Below are 26,289 nucleotides of genomic sequence, written 5' to 3'. Positions count from 1 at the left end.
CGAGCAGCTCTACTGGCTGCTTTTTATATACAGAGAAGACGGACTGGCTGCTGCTCTGTATAAACAAAGAGCAACCTTGCCATATCTGGGTTGCATATCCAAATCTAATTAACAATTTGGTGACATTTTTACTGTTTATATATCTTGATGTTCTTCGGCACTACGCAAGATGTAATCCGTCATCCAAGCCGTACCTAGTAAACACAACCAAACGACAAAGACAGGATTTGGAACGTCAATACTGGGGGTAACGACGAGTGCAGCGAATCCTACCGTTGGTAATGTCCAACATAAGAGCTTGCTCCAACGAAATGTCTTTAGACGTGACAGGCTTTCCATCGAAGCCATAATACCGGTGATAGATAACGCCACTAACACCGCATACGAGAGATCAGCCATCCACAGCGGTAAGATAAAACCGAGTGCCCACCAACTGTGTTTGCTAGAAGGTTTCCAGTGTGACGCTGACCACCAAATTACAATCACCGCTAAAGTTTGAACCACGGTCACCATAGGTTCACCGCCAAGTTTATCACCGGCTTGCGTCACCATAATGCCCACCATTAAGGTGGTGACAATCAATGCACTAGTGAGTACCACGGCTAGACTGCTTCGCTTTGAAAAGGCGACCATAAGCAGAGGGAAAAGCACCCACAAGCTGACTGAGAGCGTGATAGGTTGATAAGGCAACGTTAACCCATAGACCGTCATTGCCGCCATTAGAAGAAGACCGACAATGCCACCTTGTGGAAAAATCCATAAAGCAGGTATTATCAAAGCAAGGACTGGGATATCGCCTTCACTTAGACTGATTGCGCGCGCACAAACGACCGCGAGCAGTGTTGTTACGAAGAATTGAAACGTGGAAAATAGCATGCCCTCTCCTTATCCATTCCTTGGAAATCTGTACTAGGACAAAATCATTATGGACCAGTTTTTGATGCAAATCTTTGCGGTAATTCACCAAATTCCCATAGGAAAAGTCAGTACTTACGGTGAGATCGCAAAACTGGCAGGCTACCCGGGATATGCCCGTCATGTAGGTAAAGCGTTGGGGAATCTACCTGAGCAAAGCACTTTGCCTTGGCAACGCGTAATAAATAGCCAAGGGCGAATCTCTCTCAAAGACCAAGATTTGGTTCGTCAGAGAGAAGCGTTAATAGAAGAGGGAGTGGAAGTGTCAGTTGATGGCAAGGTGAGCCTGAGAAAATATAGGTGGCAGCCTTAATGCTACCACCTCATCAATCATTACTGGCCGACACCGATCAGACGTAAGTTAACGTTATCTGTCTGGTTCTCATCGGTCACCACTGGGTAAGAGGTGTCTGTCGTAAAGCGCAGTTTACCGTCGACTTCAATGCGAGCGCTTACGCTGTAACGGTGACGAGCTTCAATTTTCGCGCTGTCGTATGCCAAGTCAAATTCGAACGGCACCTGTGCACCATCCGTTTCAAAGCGGTGCTTAGCGATCACTTTTGCGGGTGCATCCATTAAAGACACATCCTGCAGCGTCACTGTAACAACTGCGTTATCTGGCAGTGCAATGCGTTCGCGATAAGCAACAGTACCGGTAATGTTCTCAATTTCTGATTGAGCAACCTCTGGCGTTTCTGACTGGCAGCCCATAAGAACCGTTCCTAGTAGTAGAGATGATGCTAACGCGATAACCTTTTTCATAAACCTAACCTATGACTTATTGAATTTATAATGATTATAATTATCCAATATTCAGTTGTCATGAGGCTGATTCGAATCCTGACAGCAGGTTAACGATAATCCCACTATCCTGACCTAAAATTCAAACAACTGTTTTATTTTTCCTACAAATGGGTAGGATATTTCATCGGAATTAACAAAAGGTAGTCACAATGAGTCAACCTCTCAATGAGTTATTGAACTTACTCCAATTGGAAAAACTTGAGGAAGGACTGTTCAGAGGTCAAAGCGAAAACTTGGGCTTACCTCAAGTCTACGGTGGGCAGGTGATTGGCCAAGCGCTCTCTGCCGCTCGTTACACGGTAGCTGAAGATCGCACTGTTCATTCTTTTCACAGTTACTTTCTTTACCCTGGCGATCCTGAAAAGCCGATCATTTACGATGTAGAAAATCTAAGAGACGGCCGAAGCTTCAGTACTCGCCGAGTGAAAGCAATCCAAAACGGAAAACCTATTTTCTATCTGACGGCTTCGTATCATGGTGAGGCACCTGGCTTTGAGCACCAAAACACCATGCCAGACATTCCAGGGCCAGAAAACTACGCGTCAGAATCTGAACTTGCTGCGAAAATCGCAGATTTCTTACCAGAAAAACTCAAGCAGACCTTCTGCGGTGAAAAGCCGATTGAAATGCGCCCTGTTACAGTGGTGAATCCACTAAAACCACAGAAAGTCGAGCCTAAACAATATTTGTGGATCAAAGCTAATGGCGAAATGCCAGACAACCAACTGATCCACCAGTATTTACTGGGCTATGCGTCAGACTGGGGCTTCTTGGTGACGGCACTGCATCCTCACGGTGTGTCACTGATGACGCCAAAGTTCCAAGTCGCGACCATCGACCACTCTATCTGGTTCCACCGCCCATTTAAGATGGATGAATGGCTGCTGTACGTAATCGATAGCCCAACAGCGAGCAACACTCGTGGTTTAGTCCGCGGAGAAATCTACAACCGCCAAGGTCATCTAGTGGCAAGTGCTGTGCAAGAAGGCGTAATGCGCTTTACTGAGTAATATTAACCACTGAGTAGCATTAACCTATCAGCGCCGAGTCATTCGGCGCTGACTTTTCATCTTTGCTCAATCTGAGCTGATCGGCAGAGCTGTGGTGTACTTCAGCGGCTCCATCGCAAAAGTAGAGGTCACATTCGATAACCCCTCTACCGAGTTAACCAGCTTTTTATAGAAGCGATCAAAACACTGCATGTCTTTAACAAGCACTTTTAGCATGTAATCGTATTCCCCCGCCATTCGGTAGAACTCCATCACTTCCGGAAACTCTGATGCCGTAGAGACAAATTGGTTATACCACTCTTGTGAATGGTCACTGGTCTTCACGAGTACAAACGCAGTAAAAGAAAGGTCTAGCTTTTCTGGGTTCAACAACGCCACTCGCTTTTGAATAACCCCTGCCTCTTCAAGCTTTTTGAGCCTTTTCCAGCAAGGCGTCGTGGTTAAATTCACCTGCTCAGCCACATCACTCAGCGACAATGTGCCATCGTTTTGTAGTAGATCGAGTATTTTTCGGTCGATTTTGTCGAGTTCAATTTCCATAACGTTAACTCTGGAGAAAATTTTTCTACAAATAAAGCAAATTGAAGCATAAATAGCAAAGTTTTTCTCCACCAGAATCGCTACATTAATAACATAACGATTCTAAGGAGAAACCCTATGTGTACTGACCATAACTGGATTAATAACGCTGTTCGTAAGATTGAAGCCGATTACCAACGCAGCGCCGATACTCACCTCATCAAGCTTGAACTGCCAAGCATTGAAGGTATCGACATCTATTTAAAAGATGAAAGTACACACCCAACGGGTTCTCTTAAGCATCGTTTGGCTCGTTCTCTATTCTTATATGCGATTTGTAATGGCTGGGTTGGCCCTGAAACGACCATCATTGAGTCATCTTCAGGTAGCACTGCGGTGTCTGAAGCCTACTTTGCACGACTACTAGGCTTGCCGTTTATCGCGGTGATGCCTAAATGCACGGCTCGCAAGAAAATCGAACAGATCGAATTTTACGGCGGTAAAGCACACCTTGTTGATCGCTCTGACCAAATTTACGCAGAATCTCACCGCCTAGCTGAAGAGTTAAATGGCCATTACATGGACCAATTTACTTACGCTGAGCGTGCGACAGACTGGCGTGGTAACAACAATATTGCCAACTCCATTTTCAGCCAAATGGAAATGGAAGATCACCCTGTTCCATCTTGGATCGTGATGAGCCCGGGTACTGGCGGCACGTCAGCAACCATTGGTCGCTTTATCCGCTATCAACAACATGACACCAAACTGTGTGTTGTTGACCCTGAAAACTCGGTATTCCACGACTACTTTAAAACAGGCAACAAAAACCTAACCGGCAATTGCGGCAGCAAAATTGAAGGTATCGGTCGCCCACGCGTAGAACCAAGCTTCATTCCTGGCGTGGTTGATGAGATGCGCACAATTCCTGATGCGGCATCCGTGGCTACCGCGCATTGGCTAGAAAGTCTGTTGGGAAGAAAAGTAGGCGCATCGACAGGCACAAACCTTTACGGTGTTCTACAACTTGCATGCGAAATGAAGCAACGTGGCGAAACAGGTTCTATTGTGACTCTGCTTTGTGACAGTGGTGAGCGCTACCTTGATACTTACTACAACCCAGAATGGGTGAAAGAGAACATTGGCGATCTTCAGCCTTACCTAGAGCAGCTTGAAGCATTGCAATCTAGTGGCTGCTTAAACTAAGCGCCTCATTCACCTCACCTTGAAATAAGCCTAGCGTTTTACTCAAGGTGAGGTTGTCCCTCTTCTGTTTGCCAAATCCCTACCTCTTTTGCGGTAAATTAATCCTTTTTCTGATCGGACCACAAAAAATACTTTATTAAATAAACTGCCATTCTGTATAATCACCAAAAATTCGATATAGAAAGGCCGTCATGAACCGTTTTCCAATGAAAGTGAAGATGCTGCTATCAGCTATCATTCCTACTTTACTTGTTACTTTAGCGACATTAGTTATTGTCGTGAACTCGCAACTTAATGCCGTTGAACATGAGGTAGAAGACTACCAACGCGTCTTAACGGACGAGCGTAAAAACAACATCAAAGATGCTGCAACAGTCGCACAAGCGGTGCTTGAAGATGTGGTTGCTCGTTTAGGGACAGGTGAAGAGGCGAAAGAAGCAGCTCGACTTGCCCTTAAACAAGCTCGATTTGCAAACGGCAGCGGTTATTTCTTTGTCTTCGATGAAAACAACCACTACGTTGTTCATAGTCTAAAACCTCAGGTAGAAGGCAGCAACGGAATAGGGCTTACCGATCCAAATGGTGTAAAGATTACCCTTGGCCTTGAAAAGCAAGCGCGCTCGGGTGGCGGTTTCATTGAATATATCTACGACAAACCTGGCGCTTCATCACCACAACCTAAAATCGCCTACTCTGCACCAATCCGCGGTTCTCAGTGGTTCTTAGGTACGGGTCTGTATACTGACGACATCATCGAAGCAACAAAAGAATTTCGTCTAGAAGCCAGTGAGCGCATGAATCAGCAGATAACCACGGTAATTTTGACTGCCCTCGTTCTCCTTGTTCTTGCGGGTGCGGTAATGAGCTACGTTGCTTCACGTGTTGTTGAGCCGATCAAAGATATGCTGCGCACGTTTGAAGACATTGCCAATGGTGAAGGCGACTTAACGCATCGAATCAATGTGTCTGGTCATGATGAAATTGCGGCGCTAGGTAATGCCTTTAACCAATTTATCTCTAAGCTACACGGCATCATTTCAGAAGTCGCAACGGCAACGAATAACGTGACACACGCTGCAGGTGAGATCAGTACTCAAACCAATCATTTGAACGCACAGCTTAACGATCACAATCAAGAAACCGAACAAGTTGTGACTGCCGTTACAGAAATGAGCAGTACCGCACTCGAAGTCGCTCAAAACGCTAACCACGTTGCCAGCGCAACGAGCGATGCCACTAATGATGCACACAAAGCACAAGCATTGGTGAGTCAATCAACGGTATCCATCGGTTCACTAGAACAAAATGTAGAAACCACCAGCCAACATATGAACTCACTGCATGATCAGTCGAAGAAAATTGATGGCGTACTGCAAGTGATCGGTGAGATTGCGGAACAGACAAACCTATTGGCGTTGAATGCCGCTATCGAAGCCGCTCGCGCTGGTGAACAAGGTCGTGGCTTTGCTGTTGTAGCAGACGAAGTTCGTAGCTTAGCTAGCCGCACTCAAGGCAGCACACTCGAAATTAAAACCATGCTCGACCAACTGCATCATCTCGTCGAGCAAGCGGTTTCTTCTATGAGCGAAAGCAGCCAAACGTGCCAGAAAGTCGTGAGTTCCTCTGCTGATATTTCCACTGGGCTAAATGACGTAAGCACAGCCGTTGAATCCATCAATTCGATGACAGATCAAATCGCTACCGCAGCGACTGAGCAAAGCTCTGTAACGGAAGAGATTAACCGTAATCTTGTTACGATCAGCGATATTGTTGCTTCGCTACTCACATCAAGCACAACATCAAGCCAAGCCGTGGGTGAACTTGAACAAGCCGGTCAGCAACTGAGTCGCCTCGTTGGCCAGTTTAAACTATAAAAAAAAGGTCTAGCTCATCGCTAGACCTTTTTAAAACAACGTAAGGGTTTGGTATCACACCAAGCCCTTTTTTTTATTTCTTCTGCTTAGCTTCAAATGCCGCTAATTGCTCAGGTGTTGCTTTTGGTTGATGGTTTTGTTTCCACTCATCGTAAGTCATGCCATAAACACGCTCGCGTGCATCATCAATGTCTAAATCCAAGCCTTGGTTCTCCGCTTCTGCTTTGTACCATTTACTGAAACAGTTACGGCAGAAGCCTGCCAGAATCATCAAATCGATGTTTTGCACATCTTTATTCTCATCTAAATGCGCTAACAAACGACGGAATGCCGCTGCATCTAGCTTATCTTGCTCTTCTTGAGATAGGTTTTTGTATTTAAATTCAGCCACTTTACTTACCTTTATGCTTTTAGTTTGTTACCCGTTATCCTATCAAGGAGCGCTAGGTTTTCTCAAATACAAAAACGCCCAAGCGTTAACTTGGGCGTTTATTCTAAGGTTTCTCGACTAGGTTAATACTTAGCCTTGAATACCAACAATCAACCATGGTGCATTAGGCGCTGTTAAGTCACGCTCTAAGTGCCAGATGTCAGTGATATCTTCTTCAATGCCTTCAACTGCATCACGGTAACGACCGCTAAACTGCAGGCTTAGTTGCGCTTTAGAGGCATCGTGATCAGCACGAACGATTTCAGCGTCTACGTACATAACGTCAGTATGTTGTTCACCGTATAGCTTCGCGCGCTCAGCTTTAAGGTCTTCGTATAGGCTTGCAGATACATACTCTTCGATTGTATGAAGCTGGTTATGGTTCCAAGCACCTTGAAGAATACGGTAGTGTTCGCGAGAACCATTGATGAATGCCGCTTGGTCAAAACCCGGTGGGTAGTTGTGCGGCACATCGCTTTGAGCGCCGAAACCAAAACCGCCACCTTGAGGTGCGTTCTGAGGCTGCTCAAAGTTATGAACGTTTGGTTGCTCGAACTTAGGTGCTGAACCACCAAAAGCAGGTTGTTGACGCTGCTGGTTCATGCTGCCTTGCTTAGCGCCAAGCATTGAACGCATCAGTTTGAAAATAACAAAGGCGATTAAGCCCATGATAAGAATATCCATGAACTGGATACCTTCAAACGCGCCACCAAAGAAGGCTGCAAGTAGACCACCCGCTAATAGACCACCAAGTAGACCACCCATTAGGCCTTTCTTGCTAGAGCTTTGCGTTTTAGTCGTTTGATCTTTACCAATCGTATTGGTGTTTTGTTGCTGCTGTTTTGGTGCAGGTGCTGTCTTAAAGCTCTTACCAAAAGATTTACCGCCACCGAATTTCTTTGCCTCAGCGATTGGAGTAATCGCTACTGAGACCATCAGTAGAGCAACAAGAGAGAAAAGTCGTTTCATGTTCTTCCTTTCAAATCTATCAAGGTTTATTAATTTATACTTATCAGGCCATATTACTCCGACCGTATCTATATTCAAACTAAAACGTTTTGTTTACATGTATCAGAATATTGCAAATTAGCGTTCTGTTAGTTGACGCTAAGAGCCACTGAACATTAGAATATTGAACAATGTTCATTTTAGACAACTCATCATGGCCCGAAGAAACGATCATACACGCGAACAACTCATTGCTCTGACACTTAATACCGTTAAGGAGTTTTTGGCATCTAACTCGCATCACGACCTTAGCTTGCGTAAGATCGCGAATATGATTGGCTATGTCCCGAGTACACTAGTCAATGTCTTTGGTAACTATAACCTGCTGCTGCTCCATGCAGTCGCACAAACACTCGATGAGCTTTCACAAGAAGCTGGTCAGGTGGTGGCAAACAGTGAAGACCACACGACGGCTCTTTATGAACTTGCCTATTGTTATCACGATTTCGCCCAACGTCACCCTCATCGTTGGCAGCTCATTTTTGAGCACAACATGAATGGTGAAGCACTTCCTGAGTGGCAATCAGAACGCATTGATTCAATGACTGGGATGCTAGAACACCTGTTAAAAGCGCTCGCACCACAACGTAGCGACGAAGAAGTATTAAAAGCGAGCCGCGTTTTGTGGTCTGGCGTTCACGGTATCACTTTGCTCAGTGTCGATGATAAATTCTTTGCAGCCAAGCCGATTGATGGCAAAGAACTGATTGAAAACCTACTATCAAATTACCTGACCAACTGGTAAACCTAAGGAAACAGGTTATCAAATGTCGAATAACCAGACTTCTCTACTAGGGCAAAGACGCTTTTTGCCCTACTTTATTACTCAGTTTTTTGGCGCATTTAACGACAACATTTTCAAAAATGTTCTTCTCCTTTTTGTCGCATTTGCGGGCGCTGGCGCACTCCCTATTTCGAGTAACCTGTTTATTAATCTTGCGGCAGGCTTATTCATTTTACCTTTCTTTCTTTTCTCCGCTTCAGCCGGTGTATTAGCAGACAAATACGAAAAGTCTTGGTTCATCCGCAAAGTGAAGCTCGCTGAGATCGGCATTATGTCGCTTGGTGCCATTGGCTTTATTACCGAAAGCTACGTCATTTTGCTGATCTTACTGTTTCTCATGGGGACTCAATCGGCTTTCTTTGGACCGGTGAAATACGCGCTGCTACCTCAGCAACTCAAACCCAATGAGCTTGTTCCTGGTAATGCCTTAGTTGAAACTGGAACATTCCTCGCGATCCTGCTTGGCACATTAGGGGCTGGTATGATTGCCTCCGCTGAAAACGCCAAATACATCGCGGCCGGAGCCGTTGTCATTTTTGCGCTGTTCGGTTATATCTCTAGCCGTTCGATCCCAGAAGCACCGGCAAGTGCGCCAGACATTAAGTTTCGCTGGCAACCAATAACGCAGACTAAGAAAACCATTGCTATCGCCAAAGCCGATAGAACGGTCTTTCAAGCTTTAATGGCCATCAGTTGGTTCTGGTTCCTTGGTGCTGCCTACCTCACGCAGTTTCCTAACTTTACTAAGTTGCACCTTAACGGCAGTGAAAGCGCGGTTTCCTTCTTATTGGCCCTCTTTTCGGTAGGTATCGCAGTGGGTTCACTGGCCTGCGATAAGCTCTCAAATCATCGTATCGAAGTCGGTATTGTTCCTTTAGGTAGCTTGGGCATCACGGTGTTTGGCGCTTTGATGGCCACCTCTATTCCTAGCGCGCTCCCTGAGTTTTCAAGCTTTGGAGATTTTATCTCGTACCGAGAACTGTGGCCTTTGTTTGCCTACTTATTGCTACTTGGGGCATCCGGCGGTGTGTTCATCGTTCCTTTGTATGCATTAATGCAGCAAAGAGCGAAACCCACAGAGCGAGCTCAAGTCATTGCCGCCCTGAACATTTATAATTCTCTGTTTATGGTTGGCAGTGCTGTGCTCGGCATCGTTTGTTTGAGTCTCTTAAATCTCAGCATTCCGCAACTCTTTTTACTGCTCGCGGTAATGAACTTTGCCGTAGCCTGCTATCTGTGCCTTCAAGTGCCGATTTTTGTTGTGCGTTTTCTTGTGTGGATCTTGACGCACACCATGTACCGAGTGAACCATAAGAATCTGCATCATTTGCCCGAAAAAGGCGGAGCGCTGTTAGTGTGTAACCATGTGAGTTACATGGATGCCCTACTCCTTAGCGCGGTATGCCCTCGCTTGATTCGCTTTGTTATGGAAGAAGATTACGCCAACCTGCCACCACTCAAACGTTTTTTAAACCGTGCTGGTGTGATCCCAATTTCAGCCACCAATCGACGCTCTATCGTAAGAGCATTCGGTGACGTCGAACAAGCCCTTGCAGAAGGTCACATCGTCTGTATTTTCCCAGAGGGAAGATTGACTTCTGACGGTGAAATGAATGAGTTTATGCGAGGCATGGACCTGATATTAAAACGCAGCCCCGTACCCGTTATTCCACTCGCGATTAAAGGACTTTGGGGCAGCTACTTCAGCCGTTCTAAAGGGTCAGCGTTCAAAGGGTTACCTTCCCGCTTTTGGTCAAGGATTGAGATTGAGGCGGGCGAGCCAGTGGCACCGAATTTAGCCTCAACTCAAGCAATGCATCAAAAGGTTGCTCAGTTAAGAGGCGATTGGCGCTAAGCATTACCCACAAATCTCGCGTTCAGTTTTTCTTAACGCAGGTTCAAGACATTCAGCTCTATTAATCAATATGATTACGCTACACTGTAGTGTAATCATCACTATCAGTTGTAAGAATGAAAAATATCACCAAGCAGCTTCCGTTTTGGCTAGCATTGTTTATCTGCTTAACCCCTGTTGTTTCCTCACCAACGGCGTTAGTTATTGGCTTTTTAATTGCGTCATTAGGGCTCGTTCCAACCGAGTTTCAGTTAGCAAAAATCACCAAAAAACTGCTGGCTTATTCGATTGTTGGCTTAGGATTTGGAATCCAATTTGAACAGGCGATTGCTGTTACCTCTGATGGAATTGAGCTCATTATTGCGACCATATTAGGCACCCTTGTGATCGGTTGGTGGGTCGCGAAGTGGATGGGGCTGAATAAAGAAACCGGCTATCTAATTTCATCGGGTACCGCGATTTGTGGTGGTAGCGCTATTGCCGCGGTAGCACCAGCGATAAAAGCCAATGATGAGCAAATCGGCCTTTCTTTAGCGACCGTCTTTGTTCTTAACTCTATCGCTCTTTTTATCTTTCCAGTGATTGGTCATGCGTTAAATTTAGATCAACACACCTTCGGTACTTGGGCAGCCATCGCCATTCATGATACTTCTTCTGTGGTTGGTGCCGCTTCTGCGTACGGCGAAGAAGCTTTAACGACTGCGACTACATTAAAACTAGCGAGGGCGTTATGGATCATACCTGTTGCTCTATTCAGTGCGTTCCTGTTCCGCAATGAATCCAAGAAAGTCACTATCCCTTACTTTATTCTGTTCTACTGTGCTGCAATTGGTGTGAGCGATGCTCTGCCTCAGTTTGATATGATTTACCAAGGCATTTTTGATGTCGCTAAGAAAGCACTGGTCGTGTGCCTATTTTTGATTGGCTGTGGGATCTCAGTAGAAAAGTTGAAGGCATCAGGTCCGAAACCTTTACTGTTTGGTATTACGCTGTGGCTAGCGATTTCCACCAGCTCACTAGCTTGGTTAATGCTCGGTTAGTAGTCGTCTAACTTGTGGGCAAACTTTGTCTGCTTTCTTGGTTTTAAGCTCCATACCAAAGCGGCTATGAGCAAAAACGCAGACAACTCAGCCAAAGCGCGGATAAGACCGTCCGTTTGAATTGCGACAATAATTTGTAATATCGCCGCAATGACAAGCGCTGCTTTTATCATTCTTATTACCAATATCCGTATTAAAGTATGGCTATTATGAGATAGGGTTATAAGAATGATAAATTCATATTTGGACTATGAAATTGCTAAATTAACTAAGTTGCTCATCAAGCCAGTTAATGAAGGTCTGAATTTTGGGCCTCTTTTCCGTCCCTAGCGGGCAAACTACATCATAGGTCATGTCCGTTTCCATACTTGGATAAGGCGTGACAAGCTCTCCCCTATCAATATAGGGTTTCACAAAGTGATAGCGCCCCATCGAGACTCCCACATCGTTTAAAGCGCATTGAGTCCCCATATCACGGTGACTGACACAGTAAAACTGCTCGAATAAGTTCACATCTAACCCTAAGTGCTTCACCCAACGCTGCCACACATCTGACTCTAAGGCATGAATGAAATTGACTCGTTTTAGTGATTCCATTCCATCATCAAAAATACCCAGTTGCTTGGCATATTTTGGCGTACACACAGGTACGTATTTCTCACCAAATAACGGCTTACGATACATATCGGCCAATGTGTCCGCACCATAATAAATCGCCACATCTATCTGGTTCTGGTGAAAGTTCTGCGCTTCTTGAGCAAAAATATTGAGATTAAATTTAGGATAACGCTGCTTAAAATCTGCAATTCGAGGGAACAGCCAACCATTAGCAAACGCTGGGCTCATCGCGATATTTATCTGCCCATGTAATTCTGTGTTATTAATTTCTTCAATGTCAGTAAAGATCAACCCCAAGGATTTAGAAATCGTCCGGCTGAACCTTTCCCCTTCCGGCGTTAACTCTAATTTTCGAGTGCCACGAACAAACAAGTTAAAGCCCAACTCTCCTTCCAACACCTTGATCCTATGGCTAACGGCACCTTGGGTAAGATGGAGTTTTTTCGCTGCTAACGTAAAGCTCATTACCTTAGCGGCCACATTGAAGGTATGCAGGTTTCTTAACAGTTGTTGTTGGTTAGCCATAGATTCTTATGCATTAAATTATTTAATTCATAGTATGACCTGTTTCGTTTGTTTGCACCGTGAATTAACTCATAAAATCACCTACAGACAATGTTTGAGTGAGTTTTATCGTCTGACTAACGCCAAATGACTCGCTTATTAAAATTATTAATTATCTTCTTAGGGGCATACATGAATATACTTGGATATATGCAAAAGGTCGGTAAGGCGCTGATGGTTCCAGTCGCTACATTACCGGCAGCAGCAATTCTTATGGGCATTGGCTACTGGTTAGACCCAGTCGGCTGGGGTTCAGAAAACATCTTGGCCGCATTTCTTATCAAATCAGGTGGCGCAATCATCGACAACATGGCAGTGCTGTTTGCTGTTGGTGTTGCTTTTGGTCTTAGCCGAGACAAAAACGGTTCAGCGGCTCTGTCTGGTTTCGTCATGTTCTTAGTTGTGACTACCCTACTCGCACCAGGGTCGGTAGCGCAATTGACAGATGTAGCCATGGACGAAGTGCCTGACGCGTTTGGCAAAATCAGCAACCAGTTCATTGGCATTATTATCGGTATTATTTCGGCTGAAATTTACAACCGTTACTCGACTGTAGAACTGCCACAAGCCTTGGCTTTCTTTAGCGGCAAACGCCTAGTTCCAATCCTTACCTCGCTTGCAGGTATGGCGCTATCGTTCGCTCTACTTTACATCTGGCCAGCGGTGTATGACGCTCTGATTGTATTGGGTATTAAACTAGAAAGCATGGGCGCTGTAGGTGCTGGCCTATTTGGTTTCTTTAACCGCCTATTCCTATCTGTTGGCATGCACCACGCTCTGTACCCAGTATTTTGGTTCGATGTGGTGGGTATTAACGATATCCCGAACTTCTTAGGTGGCGCGCAGTCGATTGCTAATGGAACAGGTATTCCAGGCAAAACAGGCATGTACCAAGCAGGCTTCTTCCCAATTATGATGTTTGGTTTACCAGCTGCAGCACTCGCGATGTACCACTGTTCTGACGCTAAAAATAAGAACCAAGTATTTGCGATTATGCTTGCAGCCGGTATGGCGTCATTCTTCACCGGTATCACTGAGCCACTAGAGTTTAGCTTTATGTTCCTTGCACCGGTGCTATTCGTGATTCACGCGGTACTAACCGGTCTTTCTCTTTACATTGCAGCGTCAATGGAGTGGATGGCAGGCTTTGGTTTCTCGGCAGGTTTCGTAGACTTCGTCCTATCAAGCCAAAACCCACTAGCCACTAACTGGTACATGCTAATTCTTCAAGGTCTTGTGTTCTTCACGCTCTACTATGTCATTTTCCGCTTTGCGATTATCAAGTTTAATCTTAAAACGCCAGGACGTGGTGAAGACTTAAACAAAGAAGCGACTGAAGATATCTCTGAGCTGACGAAAGGTTACATTCAAGCGATTGGCGGTGCAGACAACATTACTGAAGTCGACAACTGTATTACTCGCCTTCGTTTAGGGGTGAAAGATTCATCATTGGCTGACAATGAAAAACTGAAACAGCTTGGTGCTGCAGGTGTGGTACCGGTGGGTAAGAATGGACTTCAAGTCATCATCGGTCTAGGTAAGGTGGATAAAGTTGCCGAGCAAATGAAACAACAACTCGCTAACTAAATAATACCAATCGGGATAAGTAGATGATCAGATATTGATTCTGGTTGGTATCGCAGAGTTTGTGGTGACTCACCTTCACCACGCCCCCTGAAGTGCAGTTTCGCTTAGTCACCGAATCTGCACTTCTTTTTTATTTCTGCTCAGTTAACCACTCTTTAAGTAACTTCCTTGAGACTTTAATACCGCTTTGTTTAATAGAATCGGGCATCGCATAGTAAGCGATAGGCCACTTAAACTTGGCCAACTCTCCTTTCAAATGCACTTCAATCTCATCCTTAGATAACAGCTTTGAAAAATCACAAACCGCAACTGGACGTTGACCAAATTCCGCATCGTCAACCGGCATCACTATCGCTTGTGTAATCCCATCAACGTTCATGAGCGCAGCTTCAATCTCTTCACAGTGAACATTTTCACCACCTGAAATAAACAAGTTATCCGCGCGGCCAATAATACTGAGTTCATCGGATTTCCACTCACCGAGATCTTTCGTATCAAACCACCCTTCGTCAGTGAAAGGGATGACCAGACCTTGATGGTAATAGCCGGATGCCAATGTTTCTCCACCGATGAAAATTCGCTGACCTTCCAGCTTCAGTGCACGATTGGGCAGAACGAACCCCGCGCTATAGAGTTCATCAAGGCGCTTTGCCGTGACTGTGGAAGCGGCCTCGGTCATCCCATAACCTAACCATGTTTCAATGCCAATCTGAGCAGCTTGTTGGCTGAGTGCTAAAGGAACATGGCTTCCGCCCAATAAAACATGAGTTAGATTTAGAACCACCTGCTCTTCTAGTAAACGCTTTAGCTGAGTCGACACCAAAGAAGCATGAGTAACACCAACAATATCGCGCTCAAGTTTCCCTGAACCTACTTTTAATGTCGCTCCGCTGAATAACCAACGATAAACAATCGCAAGCCCTGATACATGGTACATCGGCAAGCTAAGTAACCAGCTATCACCTTGCTTAAAGGTAAATTTATCGAGCAGTCCTGACGCAGAGGCCAAGTGTTGACGTGAAGTGTGGGCAACAGCTTTAGGCGTTCCCGTTGAACCCGAAGTAAAGACAATAGACGCTAGATTATCTGGGCTGTAGCTTCCTTCGTATACCTGAGTATCGCTCTCGACAAAATCTAGATTTGTTAGATGGGAGAGTTCAGGGGATTGGCTCCAAAGCTTAGCCGGTTTCTGTGTTCCGTAAAGAGTGTCGACTTTTCGGGTCAACTCAGATTCTGTTTGTGGCATCGTTAGCGCGCATATTGCCCCCAGCTCTAAACAGGCCAAATAGATAAGCAGCTGCTCAACGCTATTTTTGCCTACGCATGTCACCACGTCACCCGAGCCGACGCCCTGCTCGCTTAACCCATTCGCCACCCGAGTCACTTTCTGGTAAAGCGATTGCCAGCTGTACGTTTCTTGAGGGGTTTCTAGCGCGCATAAAGATGGGCTCGATTGAGCCCATTGTTGTAGAGGAGATAAACACTCAGTCATTGGATTGCCATATCAATGCTTGGTCAGCTAGCGTGACCATCGGTAGCTCACAGTTTGGCCACGCCACTTCAAGTTGCTGTGCAAACAGGCCAACGGTATCAAGCCCAGGCACTTCTTCTGGTAACTGCCAATGCGCTAAACGAGCTAGCTGTGTGAGACCTAAGCTTGATTCAATGCTTGAACTGATCACCGCTTTAATCCCGAGAGCTTTAGCTTTTTCAATCAATTCAATACAGCGCTCAACCGAACCAATTAACGTTGGCTTGATGATGATTGCTTTCACACCGGTGAAATCTTCAAGTTTGAAGTCATCCTTACGAATCGCATGCTGCAGGGTTTCATCCCACGCAATCGCAATTCCGGTATCCATGGCAAACGAAAAGCTATCACCAGGCTGTTGGCAAGGCTCTTCAATAAACGCGATTCGACCACGTAATGACGGTGGAATCTTTTTCGCAAACTGCTGCGCTTTCTCTGCGCTCCACGCGCGATTCGCATCTAAGCGTAAGGTCAGATCAGGAATGGATTCCAAGAAAAGACTCACTAACATGCCATCACGAATAGGTTCATATAAACCTACTTTGATCTTAGCGACCTTTTCGCCCGTCATCGCATTCAGCTTTGGTAGCAGTTCATCAGGATCGCCTGAACATAAAGGTGCGGCCTGAAAGCTACCCTCCAAAGGCAGTCCCTTATCAAGCTCACACTGAGCCATCGATAAACCAAAAGCGACAGATGGATAAAGCGCATCGAATTGAAGTTCTTCACCTTGCTGCCACTTTGCTAATTGTTCTGTGAGTTGTAAGTAAACCTCATCCATGGTTTCGATGCTAAAACCCGGCAACGGTGCAACTTCACCTCGACCGACTTCACCATCAATCAACAATTCCACCACGAAACCTTCACGGTGCTTCAATCGTTGTTCACGCAATATCACCCCACTGTCCATCGGCAATTCATAGCGATACAGTTTGGCTGATCTCATAGCAATATCCCTTTCTTAATTTTTTAAATATTAGACAAGTTGTAGATAGGTTTCTAAGCCAGAATGTCGATAGCTAGGAGAAGGCGCGGAGTTTATAAGCATAAATGAGCACCTTCGACAACGCTAACGATATTCTGGCGACGAAAACTATGACGACTTAAGGGTTGCGTGGAAACTTATCAAAGTCCGGGCGACGCTTCTCATTGAACGCATTGCGTCCTTCCTGACCTTCCTCTGTCATGTAGAACATCATGGTTGCGTTACCTGCAAGCTCTTGCAGACCGGCTTGACCATCACAGTCAGCGTTTAGTGCAGCTTTCAGACAACGTAGTGCCATTGGGCTGTGTTGTAGCGTTTCACGACACCAGCGTACTGTCTCTTTCTCTAATTCTTCAACTGGAACAACTGTGTTCACTAGGCCCATATCCAATGCTTCTTGCGCATTGTAGAAACGACATAGGAACCAGATTTCGCGTGCTTTCTTTTGACCAACAATACGAGCCATGTAAGACGCGCCCCAGCCACCATCAAATGAACCCACTTTCGGGCCTGTTTGACCAAATTGAGCGTTTTCAGCTGCGATTGTTAGGTCACACATCATGTGTAGAACGTGACCACCACCAACCGCCCAGCCAGCGACTGAAGCAATCACAGGTTTTGGACAAGTACGGATTTGACGTTGGAAGTCTAGAACATTTAGGTGGTGAGTACCTGAGTCATCTTGGTAGCCGCCGTAGTCGCCGCGGATCTTCTGATCACCGCCTGAGCAGAACGCTTTCTCGCCTAAGCCTGTCAAAATGATCACACCAACACGTTCGTCATAACGCGCATCAGCCAACGCATTGATCATCTCTTTTACTGTTTGAGGACGGAACGCATTGTGAACTTGAGGGCGAGCAATGGTGATCTTCGCAATGCCGTCTTCGGATTTATGGTACTGAATATCTTCATATTCACCGGTGCAGTCATTCCAGTTTACTGGTGCGTATAGTTCTTCTTCTGAGATACCGACTGTTTTTGCCATGGTGATTCCTGTTTGTTCTGTTATTGGCTCAACGCCCACAAAAATGAGTGTTCAGTTGAGTTTTTATTACTTCAGCAAATGCCTTGGGTTGTTCGATATGAACGTTATGCCCGGCATTGGCTACTTGGCGAAAAGACAAACCGCTTTGTTCGGCCAACTGACTAAACTTATTGTCTTTTTCACCGCAAATATAATATGTACTTACCCCTGAACACTTAAGTTGTTCCAGAAGGTAATCTTGCTTGGCGAGAGACGTTGCCTCAAGCATATTCGCTACTGATGAACCTAGATTAGCACTGCGCTTGATCACCAGTTTTTGTCTTTGCTCATGGTTTAGTGAACTAAACACACTTTGCTGATACCAATCGCTCAGTACCTGCTCAATAGGTTCCTCTCTGAATCGATTCGCCCATCTTTGATCGTTTTGCCATCTCGCTTGTTTCTCGCTCTCTTGTTGAAGTCCAAAGTTCCCACCTTCGACGATCAACAATTTAATATTGAGAGATGGAAAGAACTCAAGAGCAACGCCAGACATTGCGATTCTGGCTCCCAGCGAATAGCCAACCAATACTATAGGCTGCTCTGGCGCTAGGTGAGTAAGAAGCGTGTCAGTTATTTGATCGCAGCACTCTTTAAAAGTGCAACAAGATTGTAATGCGCTTAAGCCATGACCGGGTAAATCGATAGTGATCGCCGGATAGCCCTCAAGCTCTGCAAGGGTCTGCTGCCAATCTTCACCAGAGCCCAGCAAGCCGTGCAGAAAAACCAACACAGGCTTGTGAGATTGAAGAGGCTGATGATAGAAACGACTAGAGAGCATGTACTTGTTGAATAAACTCTTTAAGTTGAGATGAAGCTTGTTCTGGTGGCGTTTGCACTTCGACAATCAATGCGCCCTGTCCAGTAAGTAAATGCTCATTCACACTCTGTTGGTAATGGCTCAAAGTTTCTGGTTTGACGTAATTCAGTTTGAACTGCTTAGCAGCATGTTCGAATTCAAAGCCATGGGGCATTTGGTAAAGCGCCTGCTTTTGCTGCTGAGGAACGGGAAGCAAATCAAAGATAGCACCACCGTCATTGTTGGTCACAACCACAACAACCGGTGTTTGTTGCTGGCTCAATAAAGCGAGCGAGTTGATGTCATAGAGAAGCGAAGTATCGCCAATAAAGACCACTGTCGGTTGCTGACTAGCTTTAATAACACCACTTGCTGTCGCAATTAAGCCATCAATGCCTGATGCGCCACGGTTACTGAAAACGGAGTAATCACTCACACCGCTGAACATATCCACGAGTCGGACAAATAGGCTGTTACCTAAAAAGATTTGAGCTGACTTGGGCAGTTGATTCACACTCAACGCTAACCCTAGTTCACTCAGTGCTGACTGGGTCGTTAAATGCAGATTCGCAAGTTCCTCTACCTGGGTAGACAAAGACGTTAAGCGTTCACCCCACCCAGCCTGACTTGACGATAGTGGCACTATTGCATCAATAACCTGCTCTAACCAAGGCTCAATATCACACACATGATGGGTCTGCATTAAGTGCGATTGGTTGTTACGTTGTCTTTGTGGCGAAAGGTAATGATATTGAGCATCACGTTGCTCGACTTGCTCTGCTATCCATTGATTCAAACGCTTAGATACAATACGCGAACCCACTTGTAAAACCAGTTCACACTCGTTAAGTGCTTGGGCCTGCTCTGAGTTTTGCAACCAGATATCATAGTGCGCCCATGGTGAGCGCATCCCCGATTGAGGATCGCACAGTAGCGGCCAACCAAGCTTCTCTGCCAATGCTTTCGCCTTTTTTGCTTCCGTTAAGGTGACACTACCTACCACAACGATCCCTTTATGTTGGGCAAACTCGCCAACGTTTATACTCGTCGTTTTATTCGGAAGAATTTGAGAAGTATAAGGAGAAGAGTGGTTTCGCCAACGATTCACCTCCTCCAGATAGTCTTGATAGAGGGATTTACTTTCATTGCTATAAAGCGGCTCTGGAAAAGGACAATTGATATGAACAGCACTGCCATTTTCAGCCTGCTGGTTCATCACTTGGTCAATCGAGGTCAATAGCCATTTGAGTGGCGTTGTCAGTGCTGGACTTGGTAGTTCGAGCGAAGCTGTAACATGAGAGGAGTAGATACCGCGCTGCTCAATGGCTTGGTTTGCGCCACACCCGACAAGTTCGCTTGGCCTGTCTGCGGTTAATACCACCAGCTTTTCGCCGGTTAGCTTCGCTTCGGCAATCGCCGGTAAAAGATTGGCGACCGCAGTGCCTGACGTCACCACAACGGCAACTGGCTTTTGGCTTGCTTTGGCCAAACCTAATGCTAAAAAACCAAGGCCACGCTCATCAAAGTGGGTATGGAGGTTTAGGTTTGGGTTTTCATCAGCTTCGAGTGTGAGAGGTGTAGAACGAGAACCCGGAGCCACACACACTTCCGTTACGCCAAAGCGATGTAACTCTTCTAAAAGCACTTGGCACCAAATACGGTTAACGACAGCTTGATTAGGTTGGAACAACATTACGAAGCGACTCCGAGAGGTGAATGCTCAGAAATTAAGGAAAGTAACGTAGACATCTTTTTATCCAACTCTTGCCACTCATGCTCAGCAACCGAACCAGGAACAATACCCGCGCCTGCAAACAACTGAACTTCATCACCGAGTACCAAGGCACTGCGAATCGCGACACAAAACTCTGCGCGTTGCTGGCTAATGAATCCCATGGAACCGGCGTACCAGCCACGAGCAAAAGGCTCATGCTTTTGAATAAAGTCCATTGACTCTTGGCGAGGTAAACCCGCAACAGCCGCTGTCGGTTGTAGTGCGCCTAACAGTTGAACACCATTCACACCTTTGTTTAAGTGAGCATGTATGCTGCGTTTCAGGTGCTGCACTTTTCTTAAGCGAACCAAACGCGCTTCTTGTTCTACTTCCACCGTTTCTGAATGCGGTGTCAGACGCTCAATAATATCGTCGACGACGTATTGGTTTTCATTGAGGTTCTTTGCATCGTTCGCTAACCAGTTTGCCAGTTCCATATCTTGGCTTGCATTGGCACCTCGGCCTATCGTACCAGCCAATGCTTCGGTATAGAGCTCTTGTCCTTGACGTAAATAAAGGCGCTCTGGTGTCGAACCAATAAAGCTGTGCTGTTTATCAAGCGAAAGCAAAAAATGGAAGCTGTGGTGGTTGTTCAGATAACTCGATTTTAAAAACTGAGCAGCGCACAATGCACGATCAAGCGTTACCGCCGTTTTACGTGCCAGCACCACCTTTTTAAACTCATCATTTTCAATACCGAGCAATACCTTTTCGACCAACTCATCCCACTGAGCTTTCTCGGGTAAGTGCTGGATATGTTCAATATGAGAACTAACCGGTAAAAGCGGCATCACATCAAATTGTAGCTTGTAAAGGCTTGCCAGTGTACGGTGCTTTTCTGCCGAAAGGTTGACCGCCAAAGACCAGTTTTGATCGAAACGAATCAGCTCTATCTGTGGCAAAAAGAAGAAAGAGGACATACAGCGGCGATTTTTGCCGGTTTGCCCATCAAAAGAGCGCCCACCCCAAATGCGTTGGTCTTCTGCCAAAATCGTGTACGCAGGTGCTGGATCAACAAAGGTATGCAACTGCCCTAGCGCCACCACTTCTTCTCGGGTATCACGAGACTGCCAATAAAACTTTGGAAATACCGGTTGAGCCTCCAACCAGTCAATAAATGCAAAGTCAGGTTTTTCCTCAAGAACTTGAACCAGACGGGTCGTGCCGTCTTTCGCATCCTTTACGCGTTCGATAAGTTCAGTAACGGCTTGATGAAAATGTGACAAATCAGCCTCGTATGCATTGGAGTTATTATTCATTTTAGATGATTACTGTATTTATAGACCCTACTCAAATCAAGGTTGCAAACAATGTTTTGCAAAATCCTGTGATAACGGACGTGCTACAAAGCATTAATTGTTGTTATTCAATCAGATTTTTATTCTAAAGAACCTTATTTTGAGGTACTTTAATAAAGAAATTCAATTATTTTTAGGTTTTAATCAATGCAAAATATCGGGATGTCGTCAAAACTCGACAATGTCTGCTATGACATTAGGGGTCCTGTACTCAAACATGCTAAGCGCATGGAGGAAGAAGGGCATAAAATACTGAAGCTTAACATCGGTAACCCCGCCCCATTTGGCTTCGACGCCCCAGATGAAATTTTGGTTGATGTTATCCGTAACCTGCCCACTTCACAGGGTTACTGTGATTCAAAAGGTATCTACTCGGCTCGCAAAGCCGTTGTGCAACATTACCAGCGCAAAGGCATCCACTCTTTAGATGTTGAAGACGTTTATATCGGTAACGGTGTATCTGAGCTTATCGTTATGGCCATGCAAGCCCTGCTGAACAATGGCGATGAAATGCTGGTCCCTTCCCCTGATTACCCATTGTGGACAGCCTCTGTCGCGCTGTCAGGCGGTAAAGCGGTGCATTACCTATGTGATGAGCAGGCAGACTGGTATCCAGATCTTGATGACATCAAAAAGAAAATCACTCCAAAAACACGCGGCATTGTATTAATTAACCCGAACAACCCAACGGGTGCTGTCTACAGCCGTGACTTCCTACTCGAAGTGATTGAAATTGCGCGTCAGCACAAACTGATTATTTTCGCCGATGAAATCTACGATAAAGTGCTTTACGACGGTGCAACCCACACTTCTGTCGCGACACTAACCGAAGATGTGTTAGTGATGACGTTCAATGGTCTGTCAAAGGCATACCGCGTATGTGGTTTCCGTGGCGGTTGGATGTTCATGACTGGCCCGAAGCATCAAGCGCTTGGCTACATCAACGGCCTAGATATGCTGTCGTCGATGCGCTTGTGTGCCAATGTTCCCATGCAGCACGCAATTCAAACCGCATTAGGTGGCTACCAAAGCATTAACGAGTTGATCTTGCCTGGCGGCCGCTTACTCGAACAACGTGACAGAGCTTGGGAATTGATCAACCAGATCCCAGGTGTTTCGTGTGTGAAACCAAAAGGCGCCATGTATCTATTCCCTAAGATTGATACCAAGAAATACAACATCAAAGATGACCAAAAAATGGTGCTCGATTTCTTAGTTCAGGAAAAGGTATTACTGGTTCAAGGTTCTGGCTTTAACTGGCCTAAGCCGGACCACTTCCGAATTGTAACCCTGCCACATGTAGAAGACTTAGAATTGGCCATTGGTCGTTTTGAACGTTTCCTATCGACGTATAGTCAGTAGAAATTAAGCTCATTATTTCATATACTTAAAGGGCGCTCATTGAGTGCCCTTTTTCATGGAATGGAGTCGAGAAATGTCACAGGATAACGAACAAGAAAGCCACTTTTTTGCCCACCTTGCGCGCATGAAGTTAATCCAACGCTGGCCTCTCATGCGTTCAGTTTCAACAGAAAACATTTCAGAGCATAGTCTTCAAGTCGCCTTTGTCGCTCATGCACTCGCATTAATAAAGAATAAAAAGTTTGGTGGTTCATTAAACGCTGAACGCATCGCACTGCTCGGTATGTACCATGACACCAGTGAGGTTCTGACCGGTGACCTACCAACACCTGTGAAATACTACAATCCAGAAATCGCCAAAGAATACAAAAAAATAGAAGCCGCAGCAGAGCAAAAACTGTTGTCGATGCTCCCAGAAGAGTTCCGACAGGACTTCGCCCCTTTCTTACTCTCTGAATCGGCACACTCTGAAGACGAGGCTATCGTTAAGCAAGCCGATACCATCTGCGCTTATCTCAAATGTTTAGAGGAACTCAGCGCAGGGAATCATGAATACGCCCTGGCTAAGAAACGCCTCGATATCACTTTAAAAGATCGATACACGCCCGAAATGGATTACTTCCTCAACACCTTTGCACCGAGTTTTGAGTTATCACTCGATGAGATCAGTTAGTGCACAGACACAAATAAACGAAAGAACTACACTTATTTAGATCCAGAGTGAGCGGAGAAGTATATGATAGAAAAGACTCTATCAAGTGATAAAAAACTACCTTTATTTATCCGATATTTACCATTGGTATTGATGGCTATCTTCATTACCGTGGTGATCGCTATTCTTATCAACCAAAATCATTATTCACTGACCAAAGATATTGGTTCTCTGCGTGAGAACTTTTACTCATCTGAACGAAAAAGTATTCAAAACCGCGTCATCAATGTCGCTGAACAAATCGAATCAGAAAAGCAACGTACTGAAACCCTGCTGCAAGAAGACGTCAAACAGAGAGTCAACGAAGCCCTGAGCATCGCCAATAACCTCTATAAGACTCATCAAGGCGAATCGCCGGAGCGACTCAAGCAGATCCTTTTGGAAGCACTTCGTCCGATTCGATTCAATCAAGGCCGCGGTTATTACTTCATTTATGATCTAGACGGCACGAATATCATGCACCCGATCCTGACTCATATCGAAGGTAAAAACTTATGGGACTTACAGGACGTCCGTGGCTCTTACGTTATCCGCGATCTCGCAAACTTGGCTAAGAACAGTCAACAAGCCTATCACCGCTGGTGGTGGAGCAAACCAGAAATCCTTAACTCTGAATTCGATAAAATTGGCTACGTGGCGCACTTTGAGCCCTTCAATTGGTTCATTGGTACTGGCGAATACGTAGTTGATGTCGAGCAAGATATTCAACGCCGCTTGATTGCTCGTATTTCTGATTACCAATATGAAGATGACGGCTACATCTTCATTATGAACTCTAAAGGGGCATTGCTCTCACACCCTAACTCTTCATTGATTGGCGTTGAGCGACTGGATGCGGTCGACAAAACCGGCAAAAAATACGTCAAAGAGCTGATCGATACCGCTAAGAATGGCGGTGGTTTCGTTCGTTATCATTCTTTATACACCCCAACAGGTTCTAGCGATTCATCCAAACTTAGCTTTGTTATCTACTTGCCCGATTGGGATTGGGTTATTGGTACGGGCGTTTATTTAAGACCCGTAGAGGATTTTCTTTCTGATCGTGAAGCTCAAATCACAGAGCGCAATCAGCGTGAATTAGAGCAAGTTATCCTCGCGAGTGTTTTTGGTGCGTTGGCGTTAGGTATCATCTCGCTGATGATTGGTAATGCGGTAGGTAAGCGTTTCCGCCGCTTAAAAACACAGATCAGCTCTGATTTTAGACAACTTGAAAGTGCCAAAGACCAACTGCAATATCAGGCACTCCATGACAGCCTGACTAGCTTGCCAAACCGAGCCTATCTGATTGACTTTATTCGACAAGCGATTTCTTCATCAAGCCAAGACAATACCCTAACGGCAGTCATGTTTGTTGACCTCGATGACTTTAAAAAAGTAAACGATGCGTTTGGGCACTCTATCGGTGACAAGCTTCTCACACAGGTTGGGCAGAGATTCGACGCCCTACTTCGTAGCAACCAACTCGTCTCTCGCTTCGGTGGTGATGAATTTGTCTTCTGCTTCCCAAATCTAGGCTCTGTTTCCGATGCAGAGCGTATTGCCGCGAGTATTCGCGAAATATTCCAAAGCGAAATTGAGGTTGAAGGTAAGGTGATCTCATCAAGTTGCAGTATCGGTGTCTCTCTCTATCCACAAGATGGCCTTAATCCAGAAGATCTCATTGCCAAAGCAGACACCGCGCTTTATACCTCAAAGGCAAGGCGAAAAGGCAAAGTGCTGTTCTTTGATGAGTCGATTAACAAGCGTGTTCAGTACGAACTGACTTTAGAAAAACAGCTCCGTTGTGCGATCAAAAATGATGAACTCTACATGGTTTACCAGCCGCAAATAGAACTTTGCTCTGGGAAGATTGAATCTGTTGAGGCTCTGTTACGCTGGCATAACCCAGAGCTCGGGCATGTCTCCCCGGTCGAACTGATCCGCAAAGCAGAAGAAATCGGGCTTATTCATGAAATTGGCCAATTTGTTATTCGAACGGCATGCCAAACCATCGTCAAAGCGTGTCCAAATGGTGACAATGCATTGGGCCTGTCGATCAATATTTCCCCTAGCCAGCTGATCGCCAAGGATTTCTTATCGGTGTTAAACACCATCATTGATGAAGAGAAGATTGATCGTCAACGTATCACCATCGAAATCACCGAAAACGTCCTCATTGATGATTTAGAGATTGTAACCCCTATCCTTACTCAGCTTCGTGAACACGGCTTTGCCATTTCACTGGACGACTTTGGGACCGGTTTCTCTTCGCTTAGCTACTTGTGCAACTTGCCGATCAACGAGATCAAAATCGATCGCTCTTTTGTCGATAAAATGCTGATCAATGAACAAAGTGATGCCCTTATTCGTGCCATTATCGCAATTGGTAAAGCCCACTCGATGAAGGTCGTCGCGGAAGGCATCGAAACCAACGAGCAAAATCAGCACTTATTGGCGCATGATTGTCATTTAGGTCAGGGATACTTTTATGCCAAACCGTTGTTGATTGACGATCTGATGGATTTCAAACAAAGCAACATCACCACAAGTTGCATCAATAAGTAATTGCTCTACAAAGCTTTTCACTAAAGGGATGTGTGGTATGCTGCAA

Annotated in this window: 24 protein-coding genes; 11 read left to right on the top strand and 13 right to left on the bottom strand. The window is 45.4% G+C overall.

Annotation, left to right across the window (positions count from 1 at the left end):
* Window positions 1-135 precede the first annotated feature (135 nt).
* Entirely contained in the window at window positions 136-876 is a 741-nt protein-coding gene (locus EJ063_RS06795; RefSeq protein ID WP_126573317.1) for a VP0952 family biofilm-associated protein, read from the bottom strand.
* Window positions 877-925: 49 nt separating this feature from the next.
* Here EJ063_RS06795 and EJ063_RS06790 point away from each other — a divergent pair, with 49 nt between their 5' ends.
* On the top strand, window positions 926-1,228 hold the full coding sequence (locus tag EJ063_RS06790) for an MGMT family protein (RefSeq protein WP_126573315.1): 303 nt from the start codon (window positions 926-928) through the stop codon (window positions 1,226-1,228).
* 20 nt (window positions 1,229-1,248) lie between these two features.
* On the opposite strand, the gene EJ063_RS06785 is transcribed toward EJ063_RS06790, so the two are convergent.
* A complete protein-coding gene (locus tag EJ063_RS06785; protein ID WP_126573313.1) occupies window positions 1,249-1,677 on the bottom strand; it encodes a YbaY family lipoprotein in 429 nt (142 codons plus the stop codon).
* 191 nt (window positions 1,678-1,868) lie between these two features.
* Between EJ063_RS06785 and tesB the strand changes: the two genes are divergently transcribed.
* Window positions 1,869-2,729, top strand: coding sequence for an acyl-CoA thioesterase II (tesB, locus tag EJ063_RS06780; protein ID WP_126573311.1), 861 nt, complete (start codon window positions 1,869-1,871; stop codon window positions 2,727-2,729).
* A gap of 66 nt (window positions 2,730-2,795) precedes the next feature.
* On the opposite strand, the gene EJ063_RS06775 is transcribed toward tesB, so the two are convergent.
* Window positions 2,796-3,269 (bottom strand): Lrp/AsnC family transcriptional regulator, encoded by a 474-nt coding sequence (locus EJ063_RS06775; RefSeq protein WP_208640358.1) that lies wholly within the window; start codon window positions 3,267-3,269, stop codon window positions 2,796-2,798.
* A 117-nt stretch (window positions 3,270-3,386) separates the two neighbouring features.
* Here EJ063_RS06775 and EJ063_RS06770 point away from each other — a divergent pair, with 117 nt between their 5' ends.
* Together EJ063_RS06770 and EJ063_RS06765 are read left to right on the top strand one after the other, a co-directional pair.
* Complete coding sequence (locus EJ063_RS06770) at window positions 3,387-4,454, top strand: PLP-dependent cysteine synthase family protein (RefSeq protein WP_126573309.1); 1,068 nt, start codon at window positions 3,387-3,389, stop codon at window positions 4,452-4,454.
* A 191-nt stretch (window positions 4,455-4,645) separates the two neighbouring features.
* A complete protein-coding gene (locus EJ063_RS06765; RefSeq protein ID WP_126573307.1) occupies window positions 4,646-6,328 on the top strand; it encodes a methyl-accepting chemotaxis protein in 1,683 nt (560 codons plus the stop codon).
* A 73-nt stretch (window positions 6,329-6,401) separates the two neighbouring features.
* On the opposite strand, the gene EJ063_RS06760 is transcribed toward EJ063_RS06765, so the two are convergent.
* Both EJ063_RS06760 and EJ063_RS06755 read right to left on the bottom strand, forming a co-directional pair.
* Window positions 6,402-6,719, bottom strand: a complete 318-nt coding sequence (locus EJ063_RS06760) for a DUF1244 domain-containing protein (RefSeq protein WP_126573305.1) — start codon at window positions 6,717-6,719, stop codon at window positions 6,402-6,404.
* A 129-nt stretch (window positions 6,720-6,848) separates the two neighbouring features.
* Window positions 6,849-7,727, bottom strand: coding sequence for a Tim44 domain-containing protein (locus tag EJ063_RS06755; protein WP_126573304.1), 879 nt, complete (start codon window positions 7,725-7,727; stop codon window positions 6,849-6,851).
* A 193-nt stretch (window positions 7,728-7,920) separates the two neighbouring features.
* On the opposite strand from EJ063_RS06755, the gene EJ063_RS06750 reads away from it, so the two are divergent.
* The 3 genes from EJ063_RS06750 to EJ063_RS06740 all read left to right on the top strand — a co-directional run bounded on the left by EJ063_RS06750 (window position 7,921) and on the right by EJ063_RS06740 (window position 11,445).
* A complete protein-coding gene (locus EJ063_RS06750) occupies window positions 7,921-8,511 on the top strand; it encodes a TetR/AcrR family transcriptional regulator (RefSeq protein WP_126573302.1) in 591 nt (196 codons plus the stop codon).
* A gap of 22 nt (window positions 8,512-8,533) precedes the next feature.
* Entirely contained in the window at window positions 8,534-10,405 is a 1,872-nt protein-coding gene (locus tag EJ063_RS06745; RefSeq protein WP_126573300.1) for an MFS transporter, read from the top strand.
* A 116-nt stretch (window positions 10,406-10,521) separates the two neighbouring features.
* Entirely contained in the window at window positions 10,522-11,445 is a 924-nt protein-coding gene (locus EJ063_RS06740; RefSeq protein WP_126573298.1) for a YeiH family protein, read from the top strand.
* Here the strand turns inward: EJ063_RS06740 and EJ063_RS21000 are convergent.
* Together EJ063_RS21000 and EJ063_RS06735 are read right to left on the bottom strand one after the other, a co-directional pair.
* A complete protein-coding gene (locus EJ063_RS21000) occupies window positions 11,442-11,618 on the bottom strand; it encodes a hypothetical protein (RefSeq protein ID WP_167469883.1) in 177 nt (58 codons plus the stop codon). The genes EJ063_RS06740 and EJ063_RS21000 overlap by 4 nt on opposite strands.
* Before the next feature lie 91 nt (window positions 11,619-11,709).
* On the bottom strand, window positions 11,710-12,588 hold the full coding sequence (locus EJ063_RS06735) for a LysR substrate-binding domain-containing protein (protein ID WP_126573296.1): 879 nt from the start codon (window positions 12,586-12,588) through the stop codon (window positions 11,710-11,712).
* A gap of 189 nt (window positions 12,589-12,777) precedes the next feature.
* Here EJ063_RS06735 and nagE point away from each other — a divergent pair, with 189 nt between their 5' ends.
* On the top strand, window positions 12,778-14,214 hold the full coding sequence (gene nagE, locus EJ063_RS06730; RefSeq protein WP_208640364.1) for an N-acetylglucosamine-specific PTS transporter subunit IIBC: 1,437 nt from the start codon (window positions 12,778-12,780) through the stop codon (window positions 14,212-14,214).
* Between the two features lie 130 nt (window positions 14,215-14,344).
* Here the strand turns inward: nagE and menE are convergent, their stop codons facing one another.
* The 6 genes from menE to EJ063_RS06700 form a co-directional block, all read right to left on the bottom strand.
* Complete coding sequence (menE, locus tag EJ063_RS06725; protein ID WP_126573293.1) at window positions 14,345-15,706, bottom strand: o-succinylbenzoate--CoA ligase; 1,362 nt, start codon at window positions 15,704-15,706, stop codon at window positions 14,345-14,347.
* Complete coding sequence (gene menC / locus EJ063_RS06720) at window positions 15,699-16,691, bottom strand: o-succinylbenzoate synthase (RefSeq protein ID WP_126573291.1); 993 nt, start codon at window positions 16,689-16,691, stop codon at window positions 15,699-15,701. Before menC ends, menE begins: the two co-directional genes overlap by 8 nt.
* Window positions 16,692-16,848: 157 nt before the next feature.
* Complete coding sequence (gene menB / locus EJ063_RS06715; protein WP_126573289.1) at window positions 16,849-17,715, bottom strand: 1,4-dihydroxy-2-naphthoyl-CoA synthase; 867 nt, start codon at window positions 17,713-17,715, stop codon at window positions 16,849-16,851.
* Between the two features lie 28 nt (window positions 17,716-17,743).
* Window positions 17,744-18,535 carry a 2-succinyl-6-hydroxy-2,4-cyclohexadiene-1-carboxylate synthase gene (gene menH, locus EJ063_RS06710; protein WP_126573287.1) on the bottom strand — a complete coding sequence of 264 codons (792 nt, stop codon included), beginning with the start codon at window positions 18,533-18,535 and terminating at the stop codon, window positions 17,744-17,746.
* On the bottom strand, window positions 18,525-20,246 hold the full coding sequence (gene menD / locus EJ063_RS06705; protein WP_126573285.1) for a 2-succinyl-5-enolpyruvyl-6-hydroxy-3-cyclohexene-1-carboxylic-acid synthase: 1,722 nt from the start codon (window positions 20,244-20,246) through the stop codon (window positions 18,525-18,527). Before menD ends, menH begins: the two co-directional genes overlap by 11 nt.
* Window positions 20,246-21,553 carry an isochorismate synthase gene (locus EJ063_RS06700; RefSeq protein WP_126573283.1) on the bottom strand — a complete coding sequence of 436 codons (1,308 nt, stop codon included), beginning with the start codon at window positions 21,551-21,553 and terminating at the stop codon, window positions 20,246-20,248. The genes menD and EJ063_RS06700 overlap by 1 nt, the downstream gene beginning before the upstream one ends.
* A 219-nt stretch (window positions 21,554-21,772) precedes the next feature.
* Between EJ063_RS06700 and EJ063_RS06695 the strand changes: the two genes are divergently transcribed.
* From EJ063_RS06695 to EJ063_RS06685, 3 genes are all read left to right on the top strand, one after another.
* Entirely contained in the window at window positions 21,773-22,987 is a 1,215-nt protein-coding gene (locus tag EJ063_RS06695; RefSeq protein WP_126573281.1) for a pyridoxal phosphate-dependent aminotransferase, read from the top strand.
* A 73-nt stretch (window positions 22,988-23,060) separates the two neighbouring features.
* Complete coding sequence (gene yfbR, locus EJ063_RS06690; RefSeq protein WP_126573279.1) at window positions 23,061-23,660, top strand: 5'-deoxynucleotidase; 600 nt, start codon at window positions 23,061-23,063, stop codon at window positions 23,658-23,660.
* A 63-nt stretch (window positions 23,661-23,723) separates the two neighbouring features.
* Window positions 23,724-26,243, top strand: coding sequence for a bifunctional diguanylate cyclase/phosphodiesterase (locus EJ063_RS06685; RefSeq protein ID WP_244225156.1), 2,520 nt, complete (start codon window positions 23,724-23,726; stop codon window positions 26,241-26,243).
* Window positions 26,244-26,289: the final 46 nt, after the last annotated feature.

It is taken from the genome of Vibrio aquaticus, from assembly GCF_003970385.1.
GTDB classification, from domain to species: domain Bacteria; phylum Pseudomonadota; class Gammaproteobacteria; order Enterobacterales; family Vibrionaceae; genus Vibrio; species Vibrio aquaticus.
Note: the sequence above shows the minus strand (reverse complement) of the source record. Positions and strands in the feature narration are given on the sequence as shown.